Annotated in this window: 19 protein-coding genes and 3 other RNA genes; 7 read left to right on the top strand and 15 right to left on the bottom strand. The window is 51.9% G+C overall.

The window, feature by feature from the left end; all coding sequences use genetic code 11:
• The first annotated feature begins 59 nt into the window (after positions 1-59).
• The 3 genes from AACS80_RS22940 to AACS80_RS22930 all read left to right on the top strand — a co-directional run bounded on the left by AACS80_RS22940 (position 60) and on the right by AACS80_RS22930 (position 549).
• Positions 60-191: non-coding RNA, RtT sRNA (locus AACS80_RS22940), on the top strand.
• A 47-nt stretch (positions 192-238) separates the two neighbouring features.
• Positions 239-370: non-coding RNA, RtT sRNA (locus AACS80_RS22935), on the top strand.
• Positions 371-417: 47 nt separating this feature from the next.
• A non-coding RNA gene (locus AACS80_RS22930) (RtT sRNA) lies at positions 418-549 on the top strand.
• 16 nt (positions 550-565) lie between these two features.
• Here AACS80_RS22930 and AACS80_RS22925 read toward each other — a convergent pair.
• From AACS80_RS22925 to narK, 12 genes are all read right to left on the bottom strand, one after another.
• On the bottom strand, positions 566-1,657 hold the full coding sequence (locus tag AACS80_RS22925; RefSeq protein WP_135409871.1) for a fatty acid desaturase family protein: 1,092 nt from the start codon (positions 1,655-1,657) through the stop codon (positions 566-568).
• A complete protein-coding gene (locus AACS80_RS22920; RefSeq protein ID WP_138184013.1) occupies positions 1,644-2,768 on the bottom strand; it encodes a sterol desaturase family protein in 1,125 nt (374 codons plus the stop codon). The genes AACS80_RS22925 and AACS80_RS22920 overlap by 14 nt, the downstream gene beginning before the upstream one ends.
• Positions 2,761-3,363: a phosphatase PAP2 family protein gene (locus tag AACS80_RS22915; RefSeq protein WP_138184012.1), complete on the bottom strand. Its 603-nt coding sequence runs from the start codon at positions 3,361-3,363 to the stop codon at positions 2,761-2,763. The genes AACS80_RS22920 and AACS80_RS22915 overlap by 8 nt, the downstream gene beginning before the upstream one ends.
• The gene (locus AACS80_RS22910) at positions 3,360-4,646 is read right to left on the bottom strand and encodes a F390 synthetase-related protein (protein WP_135409870.1); all 1,287 of its coding nucleotides are present in this window, start codon (positions 4,644-4,646) and stop codon (positions 3,360-3,362) included. The genes AACS80_RS22915 and AACS80_RS22910 overlap by 4 nt, the downstream gene beginning before the upstream one ends.
• Positions 4,643-5,449, bottom strand: a complete 807-nt coding sequence (locus tag AACS80_RS22905; protein ID WP_135409869.1) for an MBL fold metallo-hydrolase — start codon at positions 5,447-5,449, stop codon at positions 4,643-4,645. Before AACS80_RS22905 ends, AACS80_RS22910 begins: the two co-directional genes overlap by 4 nt.
• Entirely contained in the window at positions 5,427-6,458 is a 1,032-nt protein-coding gene (locus AACS80_RS22900; RefSeq protein WP_135409868.1) for an NAD-dependent epimerase/dehydratase family protein, read from the bottom strand. The genes AACS80_RS22905 and AACS80_RS22900 overlap by 23 nt, the downstream gene beginning before the upstream one ends.
• Entirely contained in the window at positions 6,455-7,462 is a 1,008-nt protein-coding gene (locus AACS80_RS22895; protein WP_135409867.1) for a 3-oxoacyl-[acyl-carrier-protein] synthase III C-terminal domain-containing protein, read from the bottom strand. The genes AACS80_RS22900 and AACS80_RS22895 overlap by 4 nt, the downstream gene beginning before the upstream one ends.
• Positions 7,463-7,697: 235 nt before the next feature.
• On the bottom strand, positions 7,698-8,375 hold the full coding sequence (gene narI, locus AACS80_RS22890) for a respiratory nitrate reductase subunit gamma (protein WP_001160110.1): 678 nt from the start codon (positions 8,373-8,375) through the stop codon (positions 7,698-7,700).
• Complete coding sequence (narJ, locus tag AACS80_RS22885; protein WP_135406448.1) at positions 8,375-9,085, bottom strand: nitrate reductase molybdenum cofactor assembly chaperone; 711 nt, start codon at positions 9,083-9,085, stop codon at positions 8,375-8,377. The genes narI and narJ overlap by 1 nt, the downstream gene beginning before the upstream one ends.
• Positions 9,082-10,620: a nitrate reductase subunit beta gene (gene narH, locus AACS80_RS22880; RefSeq protein WP_046082940.1), complete on the bottom strand. Its 1,539-nt coding sequence runs from the start codon at positions 10,618-10,620 to the stop codon at positions 9,082-9,084. The genes narJ and narH overlap by 4 nt, the downstream gene beginning before the upstream one ends.
• Positions 10,617-14,360 (bottom strand): nitrate reductase subunit alpha, encoded by a 3,744-nt coding sequence (locus tag AACS80_RS22875; RefSeq protein WP_135409866.1) that lies wholly within the window; start codon positions 14,358-14,360, stop codon positions 10,617-10,619. The genes narH and AACS80_RS22875 overlap by 4 nt, the downstream gene beginning before the upstream one ends.
• A gap of 515 nt (positions 14,361-14,875) precedes the next feature.
• Positions 14,876-16,267 (bottom strand): nitrate transporter NarK, encoded by a 1,392-nt coding sequence (narK, locus tag AACS80_RS22870; RefSeq protein WP_135409865.1) that lies wholly within the window; start codon positions 16,265-16,267, stop codon positions 14,876-14,878.
• A gap of 338 nt (positions 16,268-16,605) precedes the next feature.
• Here narK and narX point away from each other — a divergent pair, with 338 nt between their 5' ends.
• Both narX and narL read left to right on the top strand, forming a co-directional pair.
• Positions 16,606-18,402 carry a nitrate/nitrite two-component system sensor histidine kinase NarX gene (gene narX / locus AACS80_RS22865; protein ID WP_135409864.1) on the top strand — a complete coding sequence of 599 codons (1,797 nt, stop codon included), beginning with the start codon at positions 16,606-16,608 and terminating at the stop codon, positions 18,400-18,402.
• Positions 18,395-19,045 carry a two-component system response regulator NarL gene (narL, locus tag AACS80_RS22860; protein ID WP_000070491.1) on the top strand — a complete coding sequence of 217 codons (651 nt, stop codon included), beginning with the start codon at positions 18,395-18,397 and terminating at the stop codon, positions 19,043-19,045. The genes narX and narL overlap by 8 nt, the downstream gene beginning before the upstream one ends.
• Here the strand turns inward: narL and AACS80_RS22855 are convergent, their stop codons facing one another.
• A complete protein-coding gene (locus AACS80_RS22855) occupies positions 19,046-20,440 on the bottom strand; it encodes a YchO/YchP family invasin (protein WP_130222811.1) in 1,395 nt (464 codons plus the stop codon).
• A 184-nt stretch (positions 20,441-20,624) separates the two neighbouring features.
• On the opposite strand from AACS80_RS22855, the gene ychN reads away from it, so the two are divergent.
• Complete coding sequence (gene ychN / locus AACS80_RS22850) at positions 20,625-20,978, top strand: DsrE/F sulfur relay family protein YchN (RefSeq protein WP_064528737.1); 354 nt, start codon at positions 20,625-20,627, stop codon at positions 20,976-20,978.
• Between the two features lie 51 nt (positions 20,979-21,029).
• Here the strand turns inward: ychN and chaC are convergent, their stop codons facing one another.
• Complete coding sequence (gene chaC, locus AACS80_RS22845) at positions 21,030-21,728, bottom strand: glutathione-specific gamma-glutamylcyclotransferase (RefSeq protein ID WP_135406441.1); 699 nt, start codon at positions 21,726-21,728, stop codon at positions 21,030-21,032.
• A 157-nt stretch (positions 21,729-21,885) separates the two neighbouring features.
• Positions 21,886-22,116 carry a putative cation transport regulator ChaB gene (chaB, locus tag AACS80_RS22840; protein WP_138184011.1) on the bottom strand — a complete coding sequence of 77 codons (231 nt, stop codon included), beginning with the start codon at positions 22,114-22,116 and terminating at the stop codon, positions 21,886-21,888.
• A 268-nt stretch (positions 22,117-22,384) separates the two neighbouring features.
• Between chaB and chaA the strand changes: the two genes are divergently transcribed.
• A complete protein-coding gene (chaA, locus tag AACS80_RS22835; RefSeq protein ID WP_064528732.1) occupies positions 22,385-23,485 on the top strand; it encodes a sodium-potassium/proton antiporter ChaA in 1,101 nt (366 codons plus the stop codon).
• Positions 23,486-23,704: the final 219 nt, after the last annotated feature.

The following is a 23,704-nucleotide window of genomic DNA, read 5'->3' as shown; positions in this document are numbered from 1 at the left end:
CCCCCACCACCATCACATCCTCATAAAAACTCATTTCAAACTTATCGATATCGTTTCATATTCTGCTCATGCGGGGAAGGACGAGAAGCTTCGACTAAGGTTCGACTCGAGCGCCAGCGAGAGAGCGTTGCCGCAGGCAACGACCCGAAGGGCGAAGCGCGCAGCGCTGAGTAATCCTTCCCCCACCACCATCACTTCCTGATAAAAACTCATTTCAAACTTATCGATATCGTTTCATATTCTGCTCATGCGGGGAAGGACGAGAAGCTTCGACTAAGGTTCGACTCGAGCGCCAGCGAGAGAGCGTTGCCGCAGGCAACGACCCGAAGGGCGAAGCGCGCAGCGCTGAGTAATCCTTCCCCCACCACCATCACTTCCTGATAAAAACTCATTTCAAACTTATCGATATCGTTTCATATTCTGCCCATGCGGGGAAGGATGAGAAGCTTCGACCAAGGTTCGACTCGAGCGCCAGCGAGAGAGCGTTGCCGCAGGCAACGACCCGAAGGGCGAAGCGCGCAGCGCTGAGTAATCCTTCCCCCACCACCATCTCTTAATTCGTTTCTCAATCTATCTGCGCCTCCCCCATTCGCCGTAAAAACTGCTGCTGTAGCCTCAGCAAATCCGCTAACGTCAATAACTGATAATCCAGACCTTGCTGGCTGGCAATTTGCGCGATAATGCGGCTTAACGCTGGATAATGGCGATGATGCCAGTGAGGAAAAAGATGATGGGTAAGATGCAAATTAATTCCGCCCAGCCAGTAGCCAAGCCATGCAGGTTGCGGCGTCCAGTCAAAGGTAGTGGCGAAGGTATGCGCCAGCCGGCCCACGGCCATTTTGCCCTCTTCTGGCGGTAACTGCGTATGCCCCTTCGCCCAGTGCGTTCCGATAATCAACATCACAAAGATCAATGACGCCAGCAGCTGGCTAAGCAGATAAGTCAGCAGGATGGTCATAAAACTAAAATCAGACAAAAGCCAGGGAAGTATCAGACAGAGCGCACAATGCGCCAGTTTCCCGGCTAAGAAATACCCCCAGCCAGCAAAACCTCGCAGGGCCAGGTGCCGTGTTACCGGCGTAAACCCGGCGCGATCGAGCCAGTCCACCACCCAGATATACCAGGGAAAGGTGAGCGCGGCGACCAGCGGCCAGTAGCGATGTTGCTGGCGCATAAAAGGTCGCCACTGCTGCCACGGAGTCTGGCGAAGAATGCCATTTTCTGCAGTATCCGGATCGTAAAATTCAATATTGGTAAAGCCGTGATGAAAGCGAACGTGGCGCACCCGCCAACAGTCCGGATCAAGCCCCATTGGAAAAGCAACCCACCAGTTAAGCCACGCATTGGCCTTTTTACCGCGCAAAAACGCATCATGCGACGCGTCATGCACCACATTGACCGCTAACAGCATGGCGCAAAACATCATCGCCAGATACCACAACAGATACAGCCCCCACTGGCTTTGAGACAACGCCAGTGCATAACAGCACAGACAGGCAATAATCAGTGCCGCCATTTTGGTGAATGCCCAGCCGTCGGCATAACGATGATCGCCTGCTTTTGCGAGGTACGATTTCGTACCATTCTGCAACTGTTTCACCAGTTGCGGATCATCAGCAGGAAAAGTGATTAACCTGTCGGGATTAAACAGGTTCATAGCGTTTCCTTAGCGACTTACGTCCTACACCGATTAGGAATAACACGCAATGGGCCAGCAAAATGCCCGCTAATCCCTTCCAGAGCAGAGTGCTCCATGAACACATATAAAGAATAAAATAGAGCAGTGACAACGTCACAGAGCACCACAAAATCATTCCCCACCGCTGCCCGTCGCTCATGCCCCCCAGCGCAATGGAGCCTGCCACCAGCAGAACAAATAATACGGCTTGCTCACTGGTAATAAACTCGATGCCATAGCCATATTGTTGAATGTAGCCAAGCACCAACATAAACAGCAGGATCACCCCAGCCCCCACTGCCCACGCGGAACTTTGGTAACGACGTTCAATCGCTTTGCCAAATGAGCGAAAGCCCATTAAGCGTAAAAATGGCAGGTTACTCTCGCGCATCGGGTTACAGGACAAGCGACTATTTTTTACGCCGTAGCCTACGTCATGATCCGGCCCAGCACTCCAGGAACCGAAAAGTTTATCCCACAACAAAAAGGTGCCACCGTAATTGGTATCGGCATATTGCTTTTCATTCAGATGATGGACGCGATGATGCGAAGGCGTGATCAGCACTTTTTCCAGCCAACCCAGTTTCGGCGTTAGCGCGTTATGGTTAAAAAATTGCCAACCATAGTGAATAATAGAAACCGCCAAAAAGACCTGCAATGGCACACCAAGCATCGCCAGCAGCATAAAAAACGGGATTGAGGTTAACGAGGAATACCACGAGTTCCGCACGCCTAATGAGAGGTTGTAGTGTTCCCCCTGATGATGCACCACATGTACCGCCCACAGCGGGCGCATCTCGTGATGCCAGCGATGTAGCCAGTAAAAGCCGAAATCCCACGCCAGAATAGTAAACAGCCACAGCAGGATCACCGGCGCATTATCAAACAGTCCAAGGCTGAAGTGATTGACCACCAGGCCATAGCAGAGCACTTCCAGGCAGCGAAATAACCACAGCATCATATGACCGGAGTTGATATTAAAAATCACATCCAGCCAGTCCACTTTTTGCCGCCCGGTGAATTGCAACACGCCCGCTTCGGCTAACACCAACAGCACCATCGATATGATGGGAAACAGTAAATCACTCATATTGCGTCTTCCTTTTCTCGCATGTTGCGCATATCCAACCGCAAATCGACGCCAGCAACGCGCCGCCTACTAAATCGATAAATAAATGTCTGCGTAATTGCAGAATCGAAAAGGCGATCGCTATCGCCCAGACCACGCTCATCAGCGTCAGCCAACGGTTCCCCTTTTTGGCAATCGCCCATACTGCCAACAGCGTGAGCGCGGCGTGTAAGGAGGGAAAACAGTTCTGACTTGAGTCAATGGCGATCAGCCCATTTAGAGCCCCCGCAGATATCCCCGACTGAGCAAACGCGGGATATTGCATGGTTGTGGGCCAGAGTAGATAAAACACGCCTGCCACCAGTGCCGAAAGTTGCATTGCACGGGCCAGCCAGCGCAGGTGGCAAAGTGGTGTGGATAAATAACCTAACGGCACAATTAAAAAAAACGAGAGATATAGCCACACGGCTGAGGGCGAAAACGCAATCAGATTATCAATTACTGACGGCGTTAATTGATATCCCTCACCTTGCAGGCAATCGCTAAAGTTGTAGATAACCCCAACGGTTCCCCAGCCAAGCAGCATCTGTTTCAGGCGTAGCAGTAGATTGCTCATGCCCGCCCCCACTCACGCACAATTCGCCGCCGCTTGGCTGTAAAAGAGACTGGCACAGTTTGCGATTCCAGCGACCATATCAATTGCTCTACCGCGACATTCTGGCGCATAAACAAGGCACTCAACGCTTCCCGGCACCGCTCCAGCATCCCCGGTTCGCAATCTGCTATTAGCGTTAGCTGTGCTGCCCCGGTTTGTAGCAGGCGATAATCGGCCGTTAGCGGCAGTGTCATTGCCAGCACCCGACTACAGGCATCGGCAAAAACGGTCTGAATATCGCCGGATCTTGCCGGCAGTTGCAGTTGATCGTCCTGCCGCCCTTCGATACGCGCAATCGCCCTTGTCGCACTGCCACAAGGGCATGGCTGTTCACTTGCCACCAGCACATCATCAAGTCGATAACGCACCACCGGCTGCGTGGTGCGGGTAAAGTCTGTGACGATCGGCATGAAACGGTGCTCATCCAGCCATTGCGGTTCAATGTGAACAAATTCTTCGTTGAGATGTAACGTGCCACACCGGCAGGTAGAGGCGAGAAAGCCTTCTGTCGCCTGATAGATTTCGCCCACATTGTTGAACACGCTTCGCAGTAATTCCCGATCCTGCGGCTCCAGAACTTCCGCCACCGAAATCACTTTTTTGACCTTTAGCGTTAGCTCTCCGGCAATCACCGCCAGCGCCAGTGCGCGTAATACCTGGGCTGGCGCGACAATAATCGTGGGCGCTCGCTGTTCCAGTTGTTTGAGTTGCGCCTGAAATGGCGCCAGCAGATCGTAAAAGTCGAGACTTAACCAGCGGTTATTCACGCTTTGATAGAGGTTGTTGTCCGCGCGCAAAAACAGTGCCACCCGCTCTCTGGCAAATAAACCGTCGGGCAACACTTTTGCCAGCACACCGGCGGCCCAAATCTGTTGCTCGTGCGGGCTAACCACGAAAAGTCCACGACGCCCCGATGTACCTGATGAAAGCCCGACGCTAAACTTGCCCACGCTGGGTTTGAAATCACGACTCTGCTCACTGCGCATTGCACAGGCGAGAAACTCGTCGCGCTTTAAACCCGCGGTATTCATCTCATCGAAATGCGTCATCATTAATGCTTTGTCCATCAACGGCCACTGGTTAAACGGCAACGCCAGATAACGCTGAAACCACGGGCTTTTAGATAAGACATTTTGCCGGAACGAATGCAGCCTTTTTGCCTGCCAGTATTCCAGCGCCTGGCGATCGGTGAAATACAGCCTGCGGGTACGAAAGTAGCGCCAGAGTAAAGCCAACGGGATCATAAATCCCCCTCGTGGCACAACCGAATGTCCACTGCGCCGTTTTGCCAAAGCTGATGTAATTGCCCAAGAGTGCGGTAGTAGGCGCGGCTGTCGGACATAACCAGATGCGCCAGTGGTGAAGGCCCGCGCAATTCGCGGTAGTTTGCAGGAGCCCAAGCGGCATCCCCAGCCAGTAAAGTCCAGCCATCGTCTGTTTGCACAAACGCACCGATATGTCCGCCAGCATGTCCGGGAAGCGGCACGAGGATAATTTCGCCATTGCTTTCTGGCAGCAAATAGCCACTCTCAAACGGTGCCAGTTCAGGAGGCATATTCACCGATGCGAAACTTTCAATAAAACGCAGTGAGGATTCAAAATTCTCCGGGATCAACCCTGGTACAAAGGCCTGACGCAGTGCGGCTATGCCACGCAGCGTTCTTACCTGCTGCCAACCTTCACCGGAACAGATGCAGGCGACATCAGGAAAATCGCGCAGACCAGCAATATGATCGGCGTGAAAATGCGACAGAATAATCGCATCAACATCTTTTGCCGCCAGTCCGTGTGCGGAAAGTTGCCGCACCAGCGCCTGTTGTGGATCGAAATAAACCGGCGTGACCTGGCGATAAAGACGAAATACGCCGGATTGCGTGTAGTGTTCGAACCACGATGAATAGCCGGTGTCCCACAGCCAGCGTTTCTCCCCCACTTCCAGCAGCCAGGCGCGGGCGGGGAATTTACACACTTTAAGCCCAGCCCCTTTTAGCGCAATACAGCCAATATGGGTACACCAGCCCGTTTCAAATGCGGTTATTTTTGCCATGTTCCCTCAGCCCATGTTCCCGCAACCATTGTCCCGTGATTGCAATACCTTGCTCCATCGAAAAGCGCGGGTGATATCCCAACTCTGTAATGGCCTTTTGCGCACTCAGCGTCATATCAAAACAGAGTGTTCCGGCGCTGTAACGTGTGATAACAGGTTCCTGATTAACGCATTTCCCGTACAGCTCCAGGCCGCGCGCGACCAGAGAAAGCAATGGCCAGGGAACGGTAGTAATTTGGTAGCTCAATCCCAGTTGCTGGCGCAGCAAGGCGTCAAGCATTACAGATAATTTCTGCGGCTGATGATTGCTGATGTTGTAAATACTGCCTGAGCGTAATCCTTCAACTTGCATTGCCAGCTGCATGGCATACACCACGTTTTGCACGAAAGTGAGATCCAATAACGCTTCACCCCCGCGCGGCAAACGTAAGCAACCGCCGCCCTGCTGCAACTGCTGCATCAGGCGGGGAACAATCACCTGGTCATGAGGGCCAAACAAACCACGGGGACGCAAAAGGATAAACCTCGTGGCAGGATATTGCGCTACTGCCCCGGCAATAGCCTGCTCAGCGGCATATTTACTGCTGGCATAATGGCTGGAAAATGTTCGCGCAAGATAATTTTCTGGCAGGTCATAGTGATGTTGAAAATCAAAGTAAACAGCAGGCGTGGAGATATGGATAAACCGGGGAATGTTCAGCCTGCCTGCCGCCTGTGCCAAAGTGTAGGTCGCTTTGACATTGGCAAGCCAGAACGCCGTTTTGTCGCCCCAGGGCGAAGACTTTGCAGCACAGTGCCAGACGGCATCGCAGCCTTCCATCAAGCGGGCGCAGTCATCCTCAGTTGCCTCGGTTAAATCGAGAGCCACAAACTGTGCACCTGCGCTTGCGAGAACTTTGCCAATCTCACGATTTCGCCCTGTTGCTACAACCGACACACCCGATTGCAACAAATATTGCACGGCATTTCGCCCGAGGCCGCTGGTCGCCCCTGTTACGAGGATCTTCACGGTAAAAGCACCATGCCAGCCAGCGTTAACCCCGCCGCCGTGCCAATCAACAGCGCAGGTTTATCCGCAGTAAAACGACCGCTAATTACCGCTTCATGCAGCGCTGTGGGTATAGACGCAGCAACCTGATTGCCGTAGAAGCGGTAGACATCAATAAGCGCAGATTCCGGCACTCGCAGCCGTTTACGCATATGTTCAAGGGAAAGATGACTAGCCTGATGCGGAACGACCGTAACGATATCAGCCAGTTGCAGGCCGCTTTTTTGCAGTAAGCGCGAAAAATAATCTTCAATAAGTGAAGAGGCAAAACGAAACAGCGGTTTCCCCTGCATATGAAAAAGAAAGTCGCTGTCACTCACACCAGAACGAGGATTACGCCGCGTGCCGCCCGCACGAATTTCACACAGCTCGCTGCCTTCGGGATACATTTCGATCAGGCTGGCGATAATCCCGCTGCGACCATCGCCCCGCTCAACAACCGCGCACGCCGCACCATCACCAAAAATGAGTGACGACTCTTCATGATTCCAGTCGATGCCGCGTGAAGCAATATCTGCCGAGACGATAGCAATGCGCCGATATGCTCCACAGTTTAATAATCCGGCAGCAACTTCCAGAGCGGAAATAAAGCTGACACAGCTACAGTTGATATCAAATCCGGCAACGCCTGCGGGCATAGCAGCGGCTTTAAGAATATGAATTGCGCTACAGGGTAATGCCTGTACGGCAATGGCTGACGCACAAATTAACAGATCAATATCAGAAGGTTTTAAGGCAGCCGATGCTAACGCATTATGCAACGCTTCTGCCGCCAGTTCGGCCTGGCTGGCGTCGTTGCTGGCAAAATAGCGCCAGCAAATGCCGGAACGTCGCTCAACGTAGCCCGCAGGTTTATTTAACTGAACATCCAGTTGTTGAGAGGTAATTTTTTCAGGTGGTAAGGCGATCCCCGTGGCGATTATTTTTAATGCCGCAGAAATCGTCGATTGATTAGGTTGATCCACGGTCAGTGCTCCTTCACTGCTCCATAGGTGGGCCAATCATATAGATGAGGTTCGTTTCTCTACAATCTGAAATATCGACAATGTGTAACTGATGATTTCAGCAGGCTGACAACGTGCGTTACGTTATGCCGGATGCGGCGTGAACGCCTTATCCGGCATACATATCACGTAATATCAATGAATTGTACGACTCTGTAGACCTGATAAGCGCAGCGCATCAGGCACTTTGTCGTGCTTAGTGGCGAGCGCGCACCAGCTGATACTTACGTGTCAGATACTCCACCGGTACGCTCCAGATGTGCACCAGACGCGAGAACGGGAACAGCAGGAACAACGTCATCCCCAGCACCAGGTGCAGACGGAAGATAAACGCGACACCATCAAGATGTTGAGAAGCGCCACCGTGGAAGGTCACTACCGACTGCGCCCAGCCAACCAGTTTCATCATCTCGCTACCGTCCATATGCTGGGCAGAGAATGGAATGGTCAGCAGACCCAGCGCGCACTGGATAACGAGCAGCGACAGGATCAGGATATCCGCTCCGGTAGTGGTTGCACGCACGCGTGGGCTGAACAGGCGGCGCTTCAGCAACAGCACGCCGCCAATCAGACACAGCACGCCGCTGGCACCACCAGCAAACATCGCCATTTTTTGTTTCACTTCGATCGGCAACCACGCTTCATACATCCAGTGCGGCGTCAGCATACCGAAGAAGTGGCCGACGAAAATCCCCAGAATGCCGATATGGAACAGGTTCGACGCCAGGTTCATTCCTTTACGGTCCAGCATCTGGCTGGATGCCGCGCGCCAGGTGTACTGCCCGTAGTCATAGCGCAGCCAACTACCAATCAGGAAGACCGCCCCGGCAATGTACGGGTAGATGTCAAAGAAGAACATATTCAGGAATTGCATTAGTGCTGTCCTCCGGTGGTGATATTCAGATATTGCGGCGCGACGGCACCGGCAAAGCGACGCTGATGGGCAGTGATTGCCGAATCACCGCAGCCTTTGTCTGCAAAGAACTTAACCTGCTCTTCTTCCCAGACGGCATCCAGCGCCTGCGGCGTATCGTCGCGCGCTTCATCGGCAATTTTTTCCGCCACTTTGTCACTGTCGATAGCGGTATTCGCCAGTTTCAGCAGCAGATCAAACAGCACGGCATAACGGCTTTCACGCTGTTGCAGACGCGCGCTCAGCAATGCCAGAATCGGCGCGATATCTTTCAAACCTTCCACGGCTTCGCTTTGCGGCAGCTGCGCCAGATATTCCAGATACAGCGGCAGATGGTCCGGCAATTCGCGGCTGTTTAACTGCAAGCCGTGCTGCTCGTACTGCGCCAACAGGTCAACCATTGCCTGACCACGATCGCGGGATTCACCGTGAACATGTTCGAATAGCAACAGTGACGTGGCGCGACCACGGTCGAACAGTTCGCTGTACTGCGCCTGGGCATCCAGCAGATCCAGCGCCGTTAAATCGCGCAGGAAAATGCCCAGCGCATGGGCATCTTCTTTCGACAAATTTTCCGACGCGGCAATCGCCTCGAACATCTCCTGTTGATGCTGCCATAAGGCAGCATCCGGATATTCAAGGAGACGCGATACAATCACGAGTTCGATCATGGATGCGGCTCCGTTTTGCTGGTCACATCGATGGCATCGATACGACGGCTGTTGAACAGATTGAATTTGGTATCTGAACCGTGGCAGCCGTCACCAAAGGTAAAGCCGCAGCCATTTTTCTCCGGGAAGGCTTCCCGTGCCAGTTCACGATGGCTGCTTGGTACCACAAAGCGATCTTCGTAGTTAGCAATCGCCAGATAACGATACATTTCCTGCGCCTGGGCTTCGGTCAGACCGACCTCTTCCAGCGCACGGGTATCAACTTTACCGTCAACGGTTTCAGCACGTTTGTAATGACGCATCGCCAGCATGCGTTTCAGCGCACGCAGTACCGGTTGGGTGTCGCCTGCGGTCAGCAGGTTCGCCAGATACTGTACCGGGATACGCAGGCTTTCGACGTCTGGCAAAATGCCGTTGCTGCCCAACTCGCCAGCGTCTGCCGCAGACTGAATCGGAGACAGAGGCGGCACGTACCAGACCATCGGCAAGGTGCGATATTCCGGATGCAGCGGCAGCGCCAGTTTCCATTCCATCGCCATTTTATAAACCGGCGACTGCTGCGCAGCTTCAATAACGCTCAGCGGGATACCATCTTTAATCGCCTGCTCGATGACCTTCGGATCGTTCGGATCGAGGAACACGTCCAGCTGACGCTGGTAGAGATCTTTTTCGTTCTCGGTGCTGGCCGCACGTTCAATGGCGTCCGCATCGTACAGCAGCACGCCGAGATAACGGATACGACCGACACAGGTTTCTGAACACACCGTCGGCTGACCGGCTTCAATACGCGGATAGCAGAAGATGCACTTCTCAGACTTACCGCTCTTCCAGTTGAAGTAGATTTTTTTGTATGGGCATCCGGTGATGCACATACGCCAACCACGGCATTTGTCCTGATCGATCAGGACGATGCCATCTTCTTCACGCTTGTAAATCGCACCGCTCGGGCAGGTCGCCACACATGCCGGGTTCAGGCAGTGTTCGCACAGGCGCGGCAAATACATCATGAAGGTGTTTTCGAACTGGCTATACATCGCCTTCTGGATGTTGTCGAAGTTCTTGTCTTTCGCCAGTTTGTCAAACTCGCCGCCCAGGTCATCTTCCCAGTTCGGCCCTTTTTCGATTTTCGCCATCCGTTCGCCGGTAATCAGCGAACGCGGACGGGCAATCGGCTGCGATTTGCTGCCTTCCGGCGCGGTATGCAGGTTCTGATAGTCAAAATCAAACGGCTCGTAATAATCGTCGATCCCCGGCAGATGCGGGTTAGCGAAGATTTTACCCAGCAGCATGGCGCGGTTACCCATGCGCGGTTGCAGTTTGCCGTTGATTTTACGGATCCAGCCGCCTTTGTATTTTTCCTGGTTTTCCCAGTCAGTCGGGAAGCCCTGGCCCGGCTTGGTTTCAACGTTGTTGAACCACGCGTATTCCACGCCTTCGCGGCTGGTCCAGACGTTTTTACAGGTAACTGAACAGGTGTGGCAGCCGATGCACTTATCGAGATTCAGCACCATGCCGACTTGTGAACGAATTTTCATTTTACGCTCTCCTGTACCTGGTCATTGCCTTCGCCATCTAACCAGTCAATGTTCTTCATCTTACGCACTACAACAAACTCATCGCGGTTAGAACCTACAGTGCCGTAGTAGTTAAAGCCGTATGCCAGATGGGCATAGCCGCCGATCATATGCGTCGGTTTCGGCGTGATACGGGTGACCGAGTTATGGATACCACCACGCTGTTGGGTAATTTCCGAACCAGGCAGGTTAACGATACGTTCCTGCGCGTGGTACATCATGGTCATCCCTGCCGGAACACGCTGGCTGACAACCGCACGGGCAGTCAGTGCACCGTTGCTGTTGAAGACTTCAATCCAGTCGTTATCGGCGATACCCAGATCTTTGGCATCGGCTTCACTCAGCCAGACCACCGGACCACCGCGACCTAAAGTCAGCATCAGCAGGTTGTCGCTATAGGTGGAGTGGATCCCCCACTTCTGGTGCGGCGTCAGGAAGTTGAGCGCTTTTTCCGGATTACCGTTGGATTTCTGGCCCATCACTTCTTTCACCGAACGGGTGTCAATCGGCGGACGATAAACCAGCAGGCTTTCACCGAAATCACGCATCCACTGATGATCCTGATAAAGCTGCTGACGACCAGAGAGCGTGCGCCACGGGATCAGCTCGTGAACGTTGGTGTAACCGGCGTTGTAAGAAACGTGTTCATCTTCCAGACCAGACCAGGTCGGGCTGGAGATAATTTTGCGCGGTTGTGCCTGAATATCGCGGAAGCGGATCTTCTCGTCTTCTTTATTCAGCGCCAGATGCGTATGGTCACGACCGGTAAATTCGCTCAGGGCAGCCCAGGCTTTCACGGCTACCTGACCGTTGGTTTCCGGTGCCAGCGTCAGAATCATCTCTGCCGCATCAATGGCGGTGTTCAGCATCGGCTGGCCTTTCGCCGGACCTTCCGCTTTGGTGTAGTTGAGCTTACGCAGCAGATCCATCTCGCTCTGGGTGTTCCAGGCAATCCCTTTACCACCGTTACCGATTTTCTCCATCAACGGACCGATAGAGGTAAAGCGTTCGTAAGTTGCCGGATAATCGCGCTCTACGACCATAATGTGCGGTGCAGTTTTACCGGGAATCAGGTCGCATTCGCCTTTTTTCCAGTCTTTCACATCCAGCGGCTGTGCCAGTTCAGCGGCAGAGTCGTGCTGGATCGGCAGCGTGACGATGTCGGTTTCTTTACCCAGATGACCGACGCACACTTCGGAGAATTTCTTGGCGATAGCTTTGTAGATTTCCCAGTCGCTTTTCGCTTCCCAGGCCGGATCGACCGCCGCAGACAGCGGGTGAATAAACGGATGCATATCCGAAGTATTCATGTCGTCTTTTTCGTACCAGGTCGCCGTCGGCAAAATGATGTCGGAATAGAGACAGGTGCTCGACAGACGGAAGTCCAGCGTCACCACCAGATCCAGCTTGCCTTCCAGACCGTTGTCCTGCCAGTCCACTTCTTCCGGCTTCACGCCGCCCTGCTGCCCCAGATCTTTGCCCTGGATACCGTGTTCTGTCCCCAGCAGGTACTTGAGCATAAACTCATGACCTTTACCGGAAGAACCGAGCAGGTTAGAACGCCAGATGAACAGGTTACGCGGGTGGTTTTTACCGTTTTCTGGTTGTTCAGCCGCAAAACGGATGGAACCGTCTTTCAGGGATTTCACGGTGTAATCCACCGGATTCATCCCGGCTTTTTCTGCTTCGCCAGCGATAGTCAGCGGGTTAGTGCCTAACTGCGGTGCAGACGGCAGCCAGCCCATGCGTTCCGCACGAACGTTGAAGTCGATCAGATGTCCGGTGTAGCGGGATTTATCCGCCATCGGCGACAGCAGCTCTTCCGCAGTCACGGTTTCATAACGCCACTGGCTGGAGTGGTTATAGAAGTAAGAGGTGCTGTTCATGTGACGCGCCGGACGCTGCCAGTCAAGGGCAAACGCCAGCGGCTGCCAGCCAGTTTGCGGACGCAGTTTTTCCTGACCTACGTAGTGCGCCCAGCCGCCGCCGCTCTGACCAATACAGCCGCAGAAAATCAGCATGTTGATCAGACCACGGTAGTTCATATCGAGGTGATACCAGTGGTTCAGACCCGCACCGACGATAATCATCGAACGACCGTGCGTCTTGTCAGCGTTATCAGCAAATTCACGGGCAATACGGATAATCTGGCTGCGAGAAACGCCAGTGATCTGCTCGGCCCACGCCGGAGTGTAAGCTTTCACATCGTCGTAGCTGGTTGCGCAGTTAACGTCGTTCAGGCCGCGTTCCAGACCGTAGTTTGCCAGCGTCAGATCATAAACGGTGGTCACCAGAGCGGTGCTACCGTCGGCCAATTGCAGGCGTTTTACCGGCAGTTTGTGCAGCAGAATGTTTTCCAGCTCCACTTTGTTGAAGTGTTCCGTGCCGTCGCCGCCAAAATACGGGAAGCCCACTTCAGCGATCTCATCCTGGCTACCCAGCAGGCTCAGTTGCAGCTCGGTTTCTTCGCCGGTTTTACCGTCGCGCTGTTCAAGATTCCATTTGCCCTTCTCGCCCCAGCGGAAGCCAATAGAACCGTTCGGCGCAACCATTTCGCCATTGGTATTAAAGGCGACCGTTTTCCATTCCGGATTGTTTTCCTGGCCCAGCGCATCCACCAGATCGGCAGCACGCAGCATACGACCCGCAGCGTAGTAACCGTCGCGCTCTTCCAGCATCACCAGCATCGGCATGTCGGTGTAGCGACGCACATAGTCGGTGAAATACTGGCTTGGATTGTCGAGGTGGAATTCACGCAGCATTACGTGGCCCATCGCCAGCGCCATTGCCGCATCGGTGCCTTGTTTCGGTGCCAGCCAAAGATCGCACAATTTGGCGATTTCAGCGTAGTCCGGCGTTACGGCAACAGTTTTGGTGCCTTTGTAACGCACTTCAGTAAAGAAGTGAGCATCCGGGGTACGCGTCTGCGGCACGTTTGAACCCCAGGCGATGATGTAGCTGGAGTTGTACCAGTCAGCGGATTCCGGAACGTCAGTTTGCTCGCCCCAGGTTTGCGGAGACGCAGGAGGCAGGTCGCAGTACCAGTCGTAGAAGCTCAAGCAAGTACCGCCAATCAGCGAGAGATAGCGCGCACCCGATGCGTAAGAAACCATCGACATTGCCGGAATTGGCGAGAAGCCAGCGACACGGTCCGGGCCGTAGTTTTTGATGGTGTAAACGTTAGATGCGGCGATCAGTTCGTTCACTTCCTGCCAGGAGGAACGAACAAAACCACCGCGTCCACGCGCCTGCTTAAAGCTTTTCGCTTTATCGGCGTCTTCAATGATAGAAGCCCATGCCTCAACCGGATCGCTATGCAGCGCCTTCGCTTCACGCCACATTTTCATCAGGCGTTTGCGCATCATTGGGTATTTCAGGCGGTTGGCGCTATAGAGATACCAGGAGTAGCTGGCGCCGCGCGGGCAGCCGCGAGGTTCATGGTTTGGCAGGTCCGGACGGGTACGCGGATAGTCAGTCTGCTGGGTTTCCCAGGTCACCAGACCATTTTTAACGTAGATTTTCCAGCTACAGGAGCCGGTGCAGTTTACCCCGTGGGTAGAGCGGACGATTTTGTCATGCTGCCAACGCTGGCGATATCCATCCTCCCAGTCACGGTTGGTATTGAGAAGCTGGCCATGCCCATCGGCAAAGGTTTCGCCCTTCTGCTTGAAGTAGCGAAACCGGTCCAGGAATTTACTCATCGGTTTTCTCCTGTGGGAGCCTGTCGGCTCTCTGATAAATCGACATTGCTAATGTTTAAAGGCAAGGTAACGCTCTGAAACAACGTGGGAATTGATAACGATCAAGAGTGGTGGGGATGAAAAATAAAGTAAATTCCTAAGATACTCCTTAAGGGTAATTAATAATTTATATCTAACAGACTGTAAATTAATGGTTTTTATGCTATCTCACATTTATACACTTCGGATTTTTATACAGGTGGGTATTAAGGAGTATCCCCCATGGATGACATATTAATGGTGCTTAATTGACGCAATTGAAAATAATTATCGCCTCATAGTATGTTGTAACTAAATGACAAATAAAAAAAGCGCGACATTACGCCGCGCAAAGGATAATCAAATATTTTACTCTATATAATTCGAGTTACAGGAAGGCGGCAAGTGAATGAATCCCAGGAACTTACTAAAGTAAGTGACTGGAGTGAATGAACGCAGCCGCAGCACATGTAACCCGAAGTATGACGAGTAACGATTTATTTTTTAGAATGCCGACCGTATACCGCCCAGGTAATCACCACGCAGGCGATATAGAAAATCAAAAATACTTTCATTGCACCGACTGGCGAACCCGTTAATGCCAGTGAGCTACCAAACGCTTTCGGGATAAAGAAGCCACCGATAGCGCCAATCGCAGAGATGAAACCCAGCGCCGCCGCTGTGTCGGTTGCCGCTTCACGCATAGCACGTTCGTCAGAACCGCCTTCTGCTTTCACACGATCCATCGTCAGTTTACGGAAGATCACGGAGATCATCTGGAAGGTAGAACCGCTACCCAGCCCTGCGGTCAGGAACAGCGCCAGGAAGACCGCGAAGAACGCCATGAAGCTTCCGCCCTGCCCGTCAGTCGGTAAGGTGAGGAACAGCAAGCCACTGAAAATCGCCATCAGCACGAAGTTCACCAGCGTGACACGGGTACCGCCAAGACGGTCAGACAATGCACCACCAGCAGAACGCGCCAGTGCGCCAATAAACGGTCCAAAGAAGGCATAGTGCAGAATCTGCACGTCCGGGAACTGCGTTTTTGACAACATGGCAAAGCCCGCAGAGAAACCGATGAAGGAGCCGAAGGTTGCCAGATACAGCAGGCTCATAATCCACAGATGCCCACGTTTGAGTACCGGTAACTGCTCCTTGATGGAGGCTTTCGAGGTAGCAAGGTCGTTCATGCCAAACCACGCCGCGATGGTGAAGATGGCGAGGAACGGCACCCATACCCAGGACGCGTTCGCCAGATACAGCTCGGTGCCATCAGGCTGTGTTACACCCTGGCTACCAAATGCAGCAAAAATTGACAGTGATACCACCAGCGGAGCAATCAGCTGCATGACGCTGACACCCATGTTGCCCAGACCACCATTCAGGCCCAGCGCGCCACCCTGCTTCTGCTTCGGAAAGAAGAAGCTGATGTTTGCCATACTGGAGGCGAAGTTCGCGCCAGCAAAGCCGCACAGCAGAGAGATGATGATGAAGACGCTATAAGGCGTGGAGGTATCCTGAACGGCAAAACCCAGCCAGACGCAAGGAATAATCAGAATACCGGTGCTGAATGCCGTCCAGCGACGACCACCGAAGATTGGAACCATAAAGGAGTATGGAACACGTAATAATGCGCCAGAAACTGAAGGTAGCGCAGTCAGCATAAATAGCTGATCGGTCGTAAAATTAAAGCCGACTTTCGGTAGGTTCACCGCAACGGCACTGAATAACATCCATACGCAAAACGCCAGAAGCAGGCAGGGAACGGAAATCCACAGGTTACGGCTGGCGATGCGTTGACCGCGTTGTTGCCAGAACGCAGGATCTTCCGGTCGCCAATCTGTAATGACTGCTCCAGTAGCCCTTTCGGGGGCGGATGAGTGACTCATAGACACCTCTGATACTCGTTTCGATGTCTGCCACCTTAGTGTCTGTAGCCAAAGGCAATTTGATGTAAATCAAACGACAATATAACTTTATCTATCATTGATATTTATCATTACCCATAGTGAGTACAGAGATTTCATAAAAATTTTGAGATTTTTCACGACACTGTAAAATCCCTACCCTTACTGACGTAAAGCGACTAACCACACGGCAAATAAGGAGTAACTCTTTCCGGGTATGGGTATACTTCAGCCAATAGCCGAGAATACTGCCATTCCAGAATGTATCGTCACATTCATTAAGGTTATTGCTCATTCAAAGCCTGAAGGAAGAGGTTTATATGCTTAAACGTTGTCTCTCTCCGCTCACCCTGGTTAATCAGGTTGCGCTGATTGTTTTGCTTTCTACCGCCATTGGACTGGCGGGGATGGCAGTTTCTGGCTGGCTGGTGCAAGGCGTTCAGGGCAGCGCCCATGCGATCAACAAAGCGGGATCGCTGCGCATGCAAAGTTACCGTCTGCTGGCGGCTGTGCCATTAAGCGAGAATGACAAGCCCTTAATCAAAGAGATGGAACAAACGGCATTTAGCACCGAGTTAACTCGTGCGGCAGAACGAGACGGGCAACTGGCGCAATTACAGGGGCTACAGGATTACTGGCGCAATGAATTGATTCCTGCGCTGTTGCGTGCACAAAACCGCGAAACGGTGTCGGCAGACGTCAGCCAGTTTGTTGCCGGGCTTGATAAGCTGGTTTCTGGTTTTGACCGCACCACCGAAGCGCGTATTGAGACAGTTGTGCTGGTCCACCGGGTAATGGCGGTCTTTATGGCGCTTTTACTGGTGTTTACCATTATCTGGCTGCGAGCGCGTTTGCTTCAACCGTGGCGACAATTACTGGCAATGGCCAGCGCTGTCAGTCATCGCGATTTTAGTAAGAGAGCGAATATCAGCGGACGAAACGAGATGGCGATGTTGGGGACTGCACTGAACAATATGTCTGCTGAACTGGCGGAAAGTTATGCCGTGCTTGAGCAGCGGGTACAGGAGAAAACTGCCGGACTGGAGCATAAAAATCAGATTCTCTCTTTTTTGTGGCAGGCCAACCGCCGTTTGCATTCCCGCGCTCCGCTGTGTGAACGCCTGTCGCCTGTGCTTAACGGTCTACAAAATTTAACCCTGTTGCGTGATATCGAACTACGGGTATATGACACGGAAGATGAAGAGAACCATCAGGAGTTCACCTGTCAGCCAGATATGACTTGCGATGATAAAGGCTGCCATCTCTGCCCACGCGGCGTTTTACCCGTTGGCGATCGCGGCACTACGTTGAAATGGCGGTTAGCGGATTCTCATATGCAGTATGGTATTTTGCTGGCTACCCTGCCGCAGGGGCGTCATCTTAGCCATGATCAACAACAACTGGTGGATACCCTGGTTGAACAGCTCACCGCCACGCTGGCGTTGGATCGCCATCAGGAGCGCCAGCAGCAGTTGATCGTGATGGAAGAGCGTGCCACCATTGCGCGCGAACTGCATGATTCTATTGCTCAATCGCTCTCTTGCATGAAAATGCAGGTAAGTTGTTTACAGATGCAAGGCGACGCGCTGCCAGAAAGCAGCCGCGAACTGTTAAGCCAGATCCGTAACGAACTGAATGCGTCCTGGGCGCAGTTGCGTGAGTTACTCACCACATTTCGTTTACAGCTCACCGAACCAGGATTACGTCCCGCACTGGAGGCGAGCTGCGAAGAGTACAGCGCCAAATTTGGCTTCCCGGTGAAGCTGAATTACCAATTGCCGCCACGTCTGGTGCCTTCACATCAGGCAATCCATCTGTTGCAAATTGCCCGTGAGGCATTAAGTAACGCCCTCAAACATTCGCAAGCAAGTGAGGTGGTGGTTACGGTGGCGCAAAACGATAATCAGGTAAAACTGACCGTTCAGGATAATGGCTGCGGCGTGCCTGAAAATGCCATCCGCAGCAATCACTACGGCATGATAATAATGCGCGACCGTGCGCAAAGTTTACGAGGCGATTGCCGCGTCCGCCGTCGTGAATCAGGTGGCACCGAAGTGGTGGTCACCTTTATTCCCGAAAAAACTTTCACAGACGTCCAAGGAGATACCCATGAGTAATCAGGAACCGGCTACTATCCTGCTGATTGACGATCACCCGATGCTGCGAACTGGCGTAAAACAGCTTATTAGTATGGCACCAGATATCACCGTGGTTGGCGAAGCGAGTAATGGCGAACAGGGTATTGAACTGGCGGAGTCTCTTGATCCCGATCTGATCCTGTTAGATCTCAATATGCCCGGCATGAACGGTCTGGAAACGCTGGATAAACTGCGCGAAAAGTCCCTCTCTGGCCGTATTGTGGTGTTCAGCGTCTCTAACCATGAAGAGGACGTGGTAACCGCATTGAAACGCGGTGCAGATGGCTATCTGTTAAAAGATATGGAGCCAGAAGATTTACTGAAAGCATTGCATCAGGCTGCCGCTGGCGAAATGGTCTTAAGCGAAGCGTTGACCCCTGTTCTGGCCGCCAGCCTGCGCGCTAACCGCGCTACGACTGAGCGTGATGTTAACCAGTTAACACCACGTGAACGCGACATTCTAAAACTAATAGCCCAGGGCTTACCGAATAAGATGATTGCCCGTCGCCTGGACATCACTGAAAGCACGGTTAAAGTGCATGTGAAACACATGCTGAAAAAAATGAAGCTCAAATCTCGTGTAGAAGCTGCGGTATGGGTGCATCAAGAACGTATTTTCTGATTACGGTTCCCAGATCGGTTCGTCGTTCGACATTGCGTCGAAAGGTTCGGCAAGCGTTAGCGTGATCTCATTGGAAGAGACACGCTGCCCCTGGTTATCCTCCACCACTACCGACAATCGCCATTGATTGCTCGCCCCTTCCCCACTTTGCCAGTCCGGCATGATCAACGTCCAGCCATCCGCACTATTGGCTGTCGCTCCCGATGTCAGACTTAACATCTGCGTATCTCCCTGCCAGATCAATTGCCGAATACCGTAATGACTGCGAATTTGTAATTTCAGTGGCACGGTTTCACCAGGTTTAAGATCCCAGGGCGGCGTTGCCAGAAACACCGTTAAGGTTTTACGTTGCCGATACTCAATAGTCGGCAGATTATTTCGCTGCGGATTGTCATAGCGACTGCCGCGTAGCGACTGGCTTTCAGCAACTTCGCCAGCAGAAAGCTGTTTGTTGAGCGGCACGCCAAAACGGTAGTTAATATTCAGTCCGAGGTTATTTTGCCTTTCTCCACTTTCCCCCTGTTTATGCAGGGCGGTTACTGTAACGAGTGGGACAGGTGTGTAGTTTAGTCCAAGACTCAAGGCGACGGGATTGTGATAACCCGTGCCGGTGTTAAACAAATCAACACTCTGACCAAAATATTGTTCGAGGCTAACGCTGGTGTTGATATGCTGGTAAAACGGCATCCGCATCCGGGCCGTCAAGTCGTAACCACGCGCCATTCGTTGCTCGAGCGTGGCGGTCTGTTCACGCCAGGAGGCAAAAGGCTGGTAATAGTTTGCTGACAACCGCAAATATTCCCCCCACGCTTCGGCACCGAAACCTGCTCGCTGGAGATTTTGATCCAGCAAGTTGTCATAAAAAGTGTTATATCCCACCAGCCAGTTGCCACGCGCCCAGCGTTGGCCTGCGCCAAGGTTACTGACCAGACCATCATCCTGCTGAGTGAGCCCAATCTGGCTCCATGTAAGATAACGGTCGTTATCCTGTAGCGGTACAAACCAGCTCCCCCGGCTACCTGTAAAATGTCCTTCGTTATCCACTTTGACGTCGACACTGGCGTTCCCCCACGGCGATAGCCAGGATTCCACGTGCTGATTGACCTGCTGGCTAAGCGCATCGCGGACTTTTCCCAACGCAAAAGCTCTCGCCTGCTCGCCAGTGTCCTGACCTTTATCAGTCATACTGGTTTCACCAAAATCTTTCACAATTTCAGCAAAATGTTTTTCACCGTCATGATTTTCCGCAGCCATTCCTAAGTCAGGAAGACCGTCACTGTCGTTATCAAAAGGATTTGCCGCTTGCTGTTTAAAAGAGGACTGTGCGCTAGCTATACCGCCTGCCAGCAGCAAGAGTAAACAAATTGCGATAATGCGGGGGACGAAACGGCTCAAAACGTCAGTAATTTCCAATAAAAATGAACAGCTACAGCTTTATAGAATAACGATTACTGGTAATTTTTCTTGTACTTTTGCATGCTTTATGACAAATCCTAAAAAATGTGTCGGATTGGTCAGACAGCACACAAGCTGTAAGATAGAAACTGAACATCTAATTCCCTGAATACAGGAGTAAATAATGCAAAGAATCGTGATCGTTGCCAATGGCGCCCCCTACGGGAGCGAATCCTTATTTAACAGCCTGCGGCTGGCCATTGCGCTACGAGAGCAGGAAAGCTACCTGGATCTGCGTCTATTCCTGATGTCTGATGCGGTCACTGCCGGATTGCGCGGACAAAAACCTGGGGAAGGCTATAACATTCAGCAAATGCTGGAGATCCTCACGGCGCAAAATGTGCCAGTGAAATTGTGCAAAACCTGCACCGATGGTCGTGGCATCAGCACACTTCCACTGATTGATGGAGTGGAAATTGGTACTCTGGTAGAACTGGCGCAATGGACGCTGCTTGCCGATAAAGTGCTCACATTTTAACTTCAGTATGGGGCGCTCAAGATAATAGAGATGCCCCACTGCTAAAATGTTTTATCGGGCAAACCCGGGCCGTAACACACCATCCGGGAAATTTTCCGCCAGAAGTTTTTTCACCGACACCAGTAAATCACTCAGCCCGTCATCCTGCATCCCCAGTTTGTTAAGCGCTTGTTCCAGGGAAAACAAGTACTGTGCGTTGGTTCCTAACGGCCCACTCGCCGCAGCAATCAACGGGGCAATCACCTGAGCGCGGGTATCGGATTCATACTCAGGATGACGCGGGTCCATAATGAACACCAGCGCATTGACGGTGCGGCCATCGTCAAGATGAAGCTGACACCAGGACGGCAGATAGCAGCCAGTAATCATCTCACGCTTCCACAGTAAGGTCAGCTCCTGCTCCAGAGACTCATCCGGCAGACGATACGCAACGCCCGTGGTACGCCCGCCCTCTTTCAGTGCAAGCATCCTCCCCGGCTGGTGCGCAGTTCCCCGCCCGGCAGTAAGCCGCAAACAGAAAGCGCGATGCCACCCAACCAGCGTACCGGTGCACGACTCGGTAAACTCCAGCGCCGGATTCCACATTAATGATCCATAGCCGAAGATCCACACCGGTCCCTCATCAGGTCGACAAGCCAGCGTCGCCGCCAGCGAGGCCGCCCGTTGTTCTGCCGACCATAAGAGTGATTCTTCAATGGCACCAAATGCCGTTTTACAATCGGCATTCATCAAGAAATCACGCGTTATCACCTTACACCTCCGCCACTGCATACTTCCCTGCGACAACTTTTTGGTGTCTTCCGGACATTTTTACTGCTCATTTTGAAACCACTATTGGGACAATATGCAATCCACAGACCGCTTGCAAGGCAACACCGCACGAATAGCTTTAACTCGCCGCTGAGTTTTACGATTTTTTATGCCATTTATCATCTTCGCCTTTGGCATATTCATGTTTCACCGCAGCCCAGGCCACTTTATGCGCTGTCTCTTCGCGACTGGCATCATCACGCCGGTCTTCTTTATCTTTATATTGCTCCCAGGCGCTGTTGAATGCTTCTTTATAGATATCCTGGGCATGAGTGGGTAAAACGTGTTTTACGCTTTCCGGCAGGTCGCTTTTCGTTTTATACGGCATTGTTGACTCCTTTATTAAAATTGAACATTAAGTGTGGTCAACAATATCCCCTCTTGCCAAAACATAAGAATTCTCAGGTCAGACTCTTCTTAAGAGACGCGAATACAAACATTGTCTAAACACGTAGCTTATTTTTATGCTCCGAAGAGTAAAAAAACGACTACGGGGTAAAATTTCGTAAAATGTTACCGACATCCTGACACTTTCTGTTATTTTTCCTGCCTATTTATTACATTTCCGACAAATTCATCTGCAAAGGATAACCATAATGACAAATGCTCACGAGGCGGTAAAAACCCGCCACAAGGAGACTTCGCTTATTTTCCCGGTTCTGGCGCTGGTAGTGCTGTCCCTGTGGGGAAGCAGTCAAACACTACCAGTGGTTATTGGCATCAATCTTCTTGCTCTTATTGGTATTTTAAGCAGTGCTTTTAGTGTTGTCCGTCATGCGGACGTACTAGCCCATCGTCTGGGTGAACCTTACGGTTCGCTTATTCTTAGCCTTTCCGTCGTTATTCTTGAAGTCAGTTTGATTTCAGCCTTAATGGCGACCGGCGATGCAGCGCCGACGTTAATGCGAGATACGCTCTATTCAATCATTATGATTGTTACCGGCGGACTGGTTGGTTTTTCATTACTGCTGGGCGGCCGTAAATTTGCTACCCAATATATGAATCTGTTTGGTATTAAACAGTATTTAATTGCCCTGTTCCCATTAGCCATAATCGTGCTGGTATTTCCGATGGCGCTGCCTGCGGCGAATTTTTCGACCGGTCAGGCGTTACTTGTGGCATTAATTTCCGCAGCGATGTACGGCGTATTTTTGCTGATTCAGACCAAAACGCATCAAAGCCTGTTTGTTTATGAACATGAAGATGACAGCGATGATGACGACCCGCATCATGGCAAACCGTCTGCTCATAGCAGCCTGTGGCATGCCATCTGGTTAATTATCCATCTAATTGCCGTTATTGCGGTCACCAAAATGAACGCCAGCCCGTTAGAAACATTGCTCACCAGCATGAATGCGCCGGTGGCCTTTACCGGTTTCCTGGTAGCGCTATTGATTCTGTCGCCGGAAGGTTTAGGCGCGTTAAAAGCAGTTTTAAGCAACCAGGTCCAGCGCGCGATGAATCTGTTCTTTGGCTCGGTATTAGCAACTATTTCGCTTACCGTACCTGTTGTAACGCTTATCGCCTTTATGACGGGTAATGAATTGCAGTTTGCTCTGGGCGCACCAGAGATGGTGGTAATGGTAGCCTCTTTAGTACTGTGCCATATTTCATTTTCGACTGGCCGTACTAACGTACTCAACGGCGCGGCGCATCTGGCACTGTTTGCAGCTTATTTAATGACAATATTTGCCTGACATTTATATCTCCTCCGATGGCGGAAATCGGAGGAGATAATAAAAATTATCTGCTTATAGTATTTCTTCATACTACCTGAACAGATCGTTAATCAGATTTGCGAGCCTGTACCACAACCTGCACGAAACCACTGCAACAGCTGATGAAAAGCCGGAACGCGTACAGCATTGCGCACATTTCAGGGATGAAGTGAATATAAATTGAGCCGTAGTATCCAC

The sequence above is a fragment of the Escherichia sp. E4385 genome, assembly GCF_963883145.1.
Classification (GTDB): Bacteria; Pseudomonadota; Gammaproteobacteria; order Enterobacterales; family Enterobacteriaceae; genus Escherichia.
The sequence above is the reverse complement of the archived record's forward strand: the minus strand, read 5'-3'. Positions and strand labels throughout refer to the sequence as shown.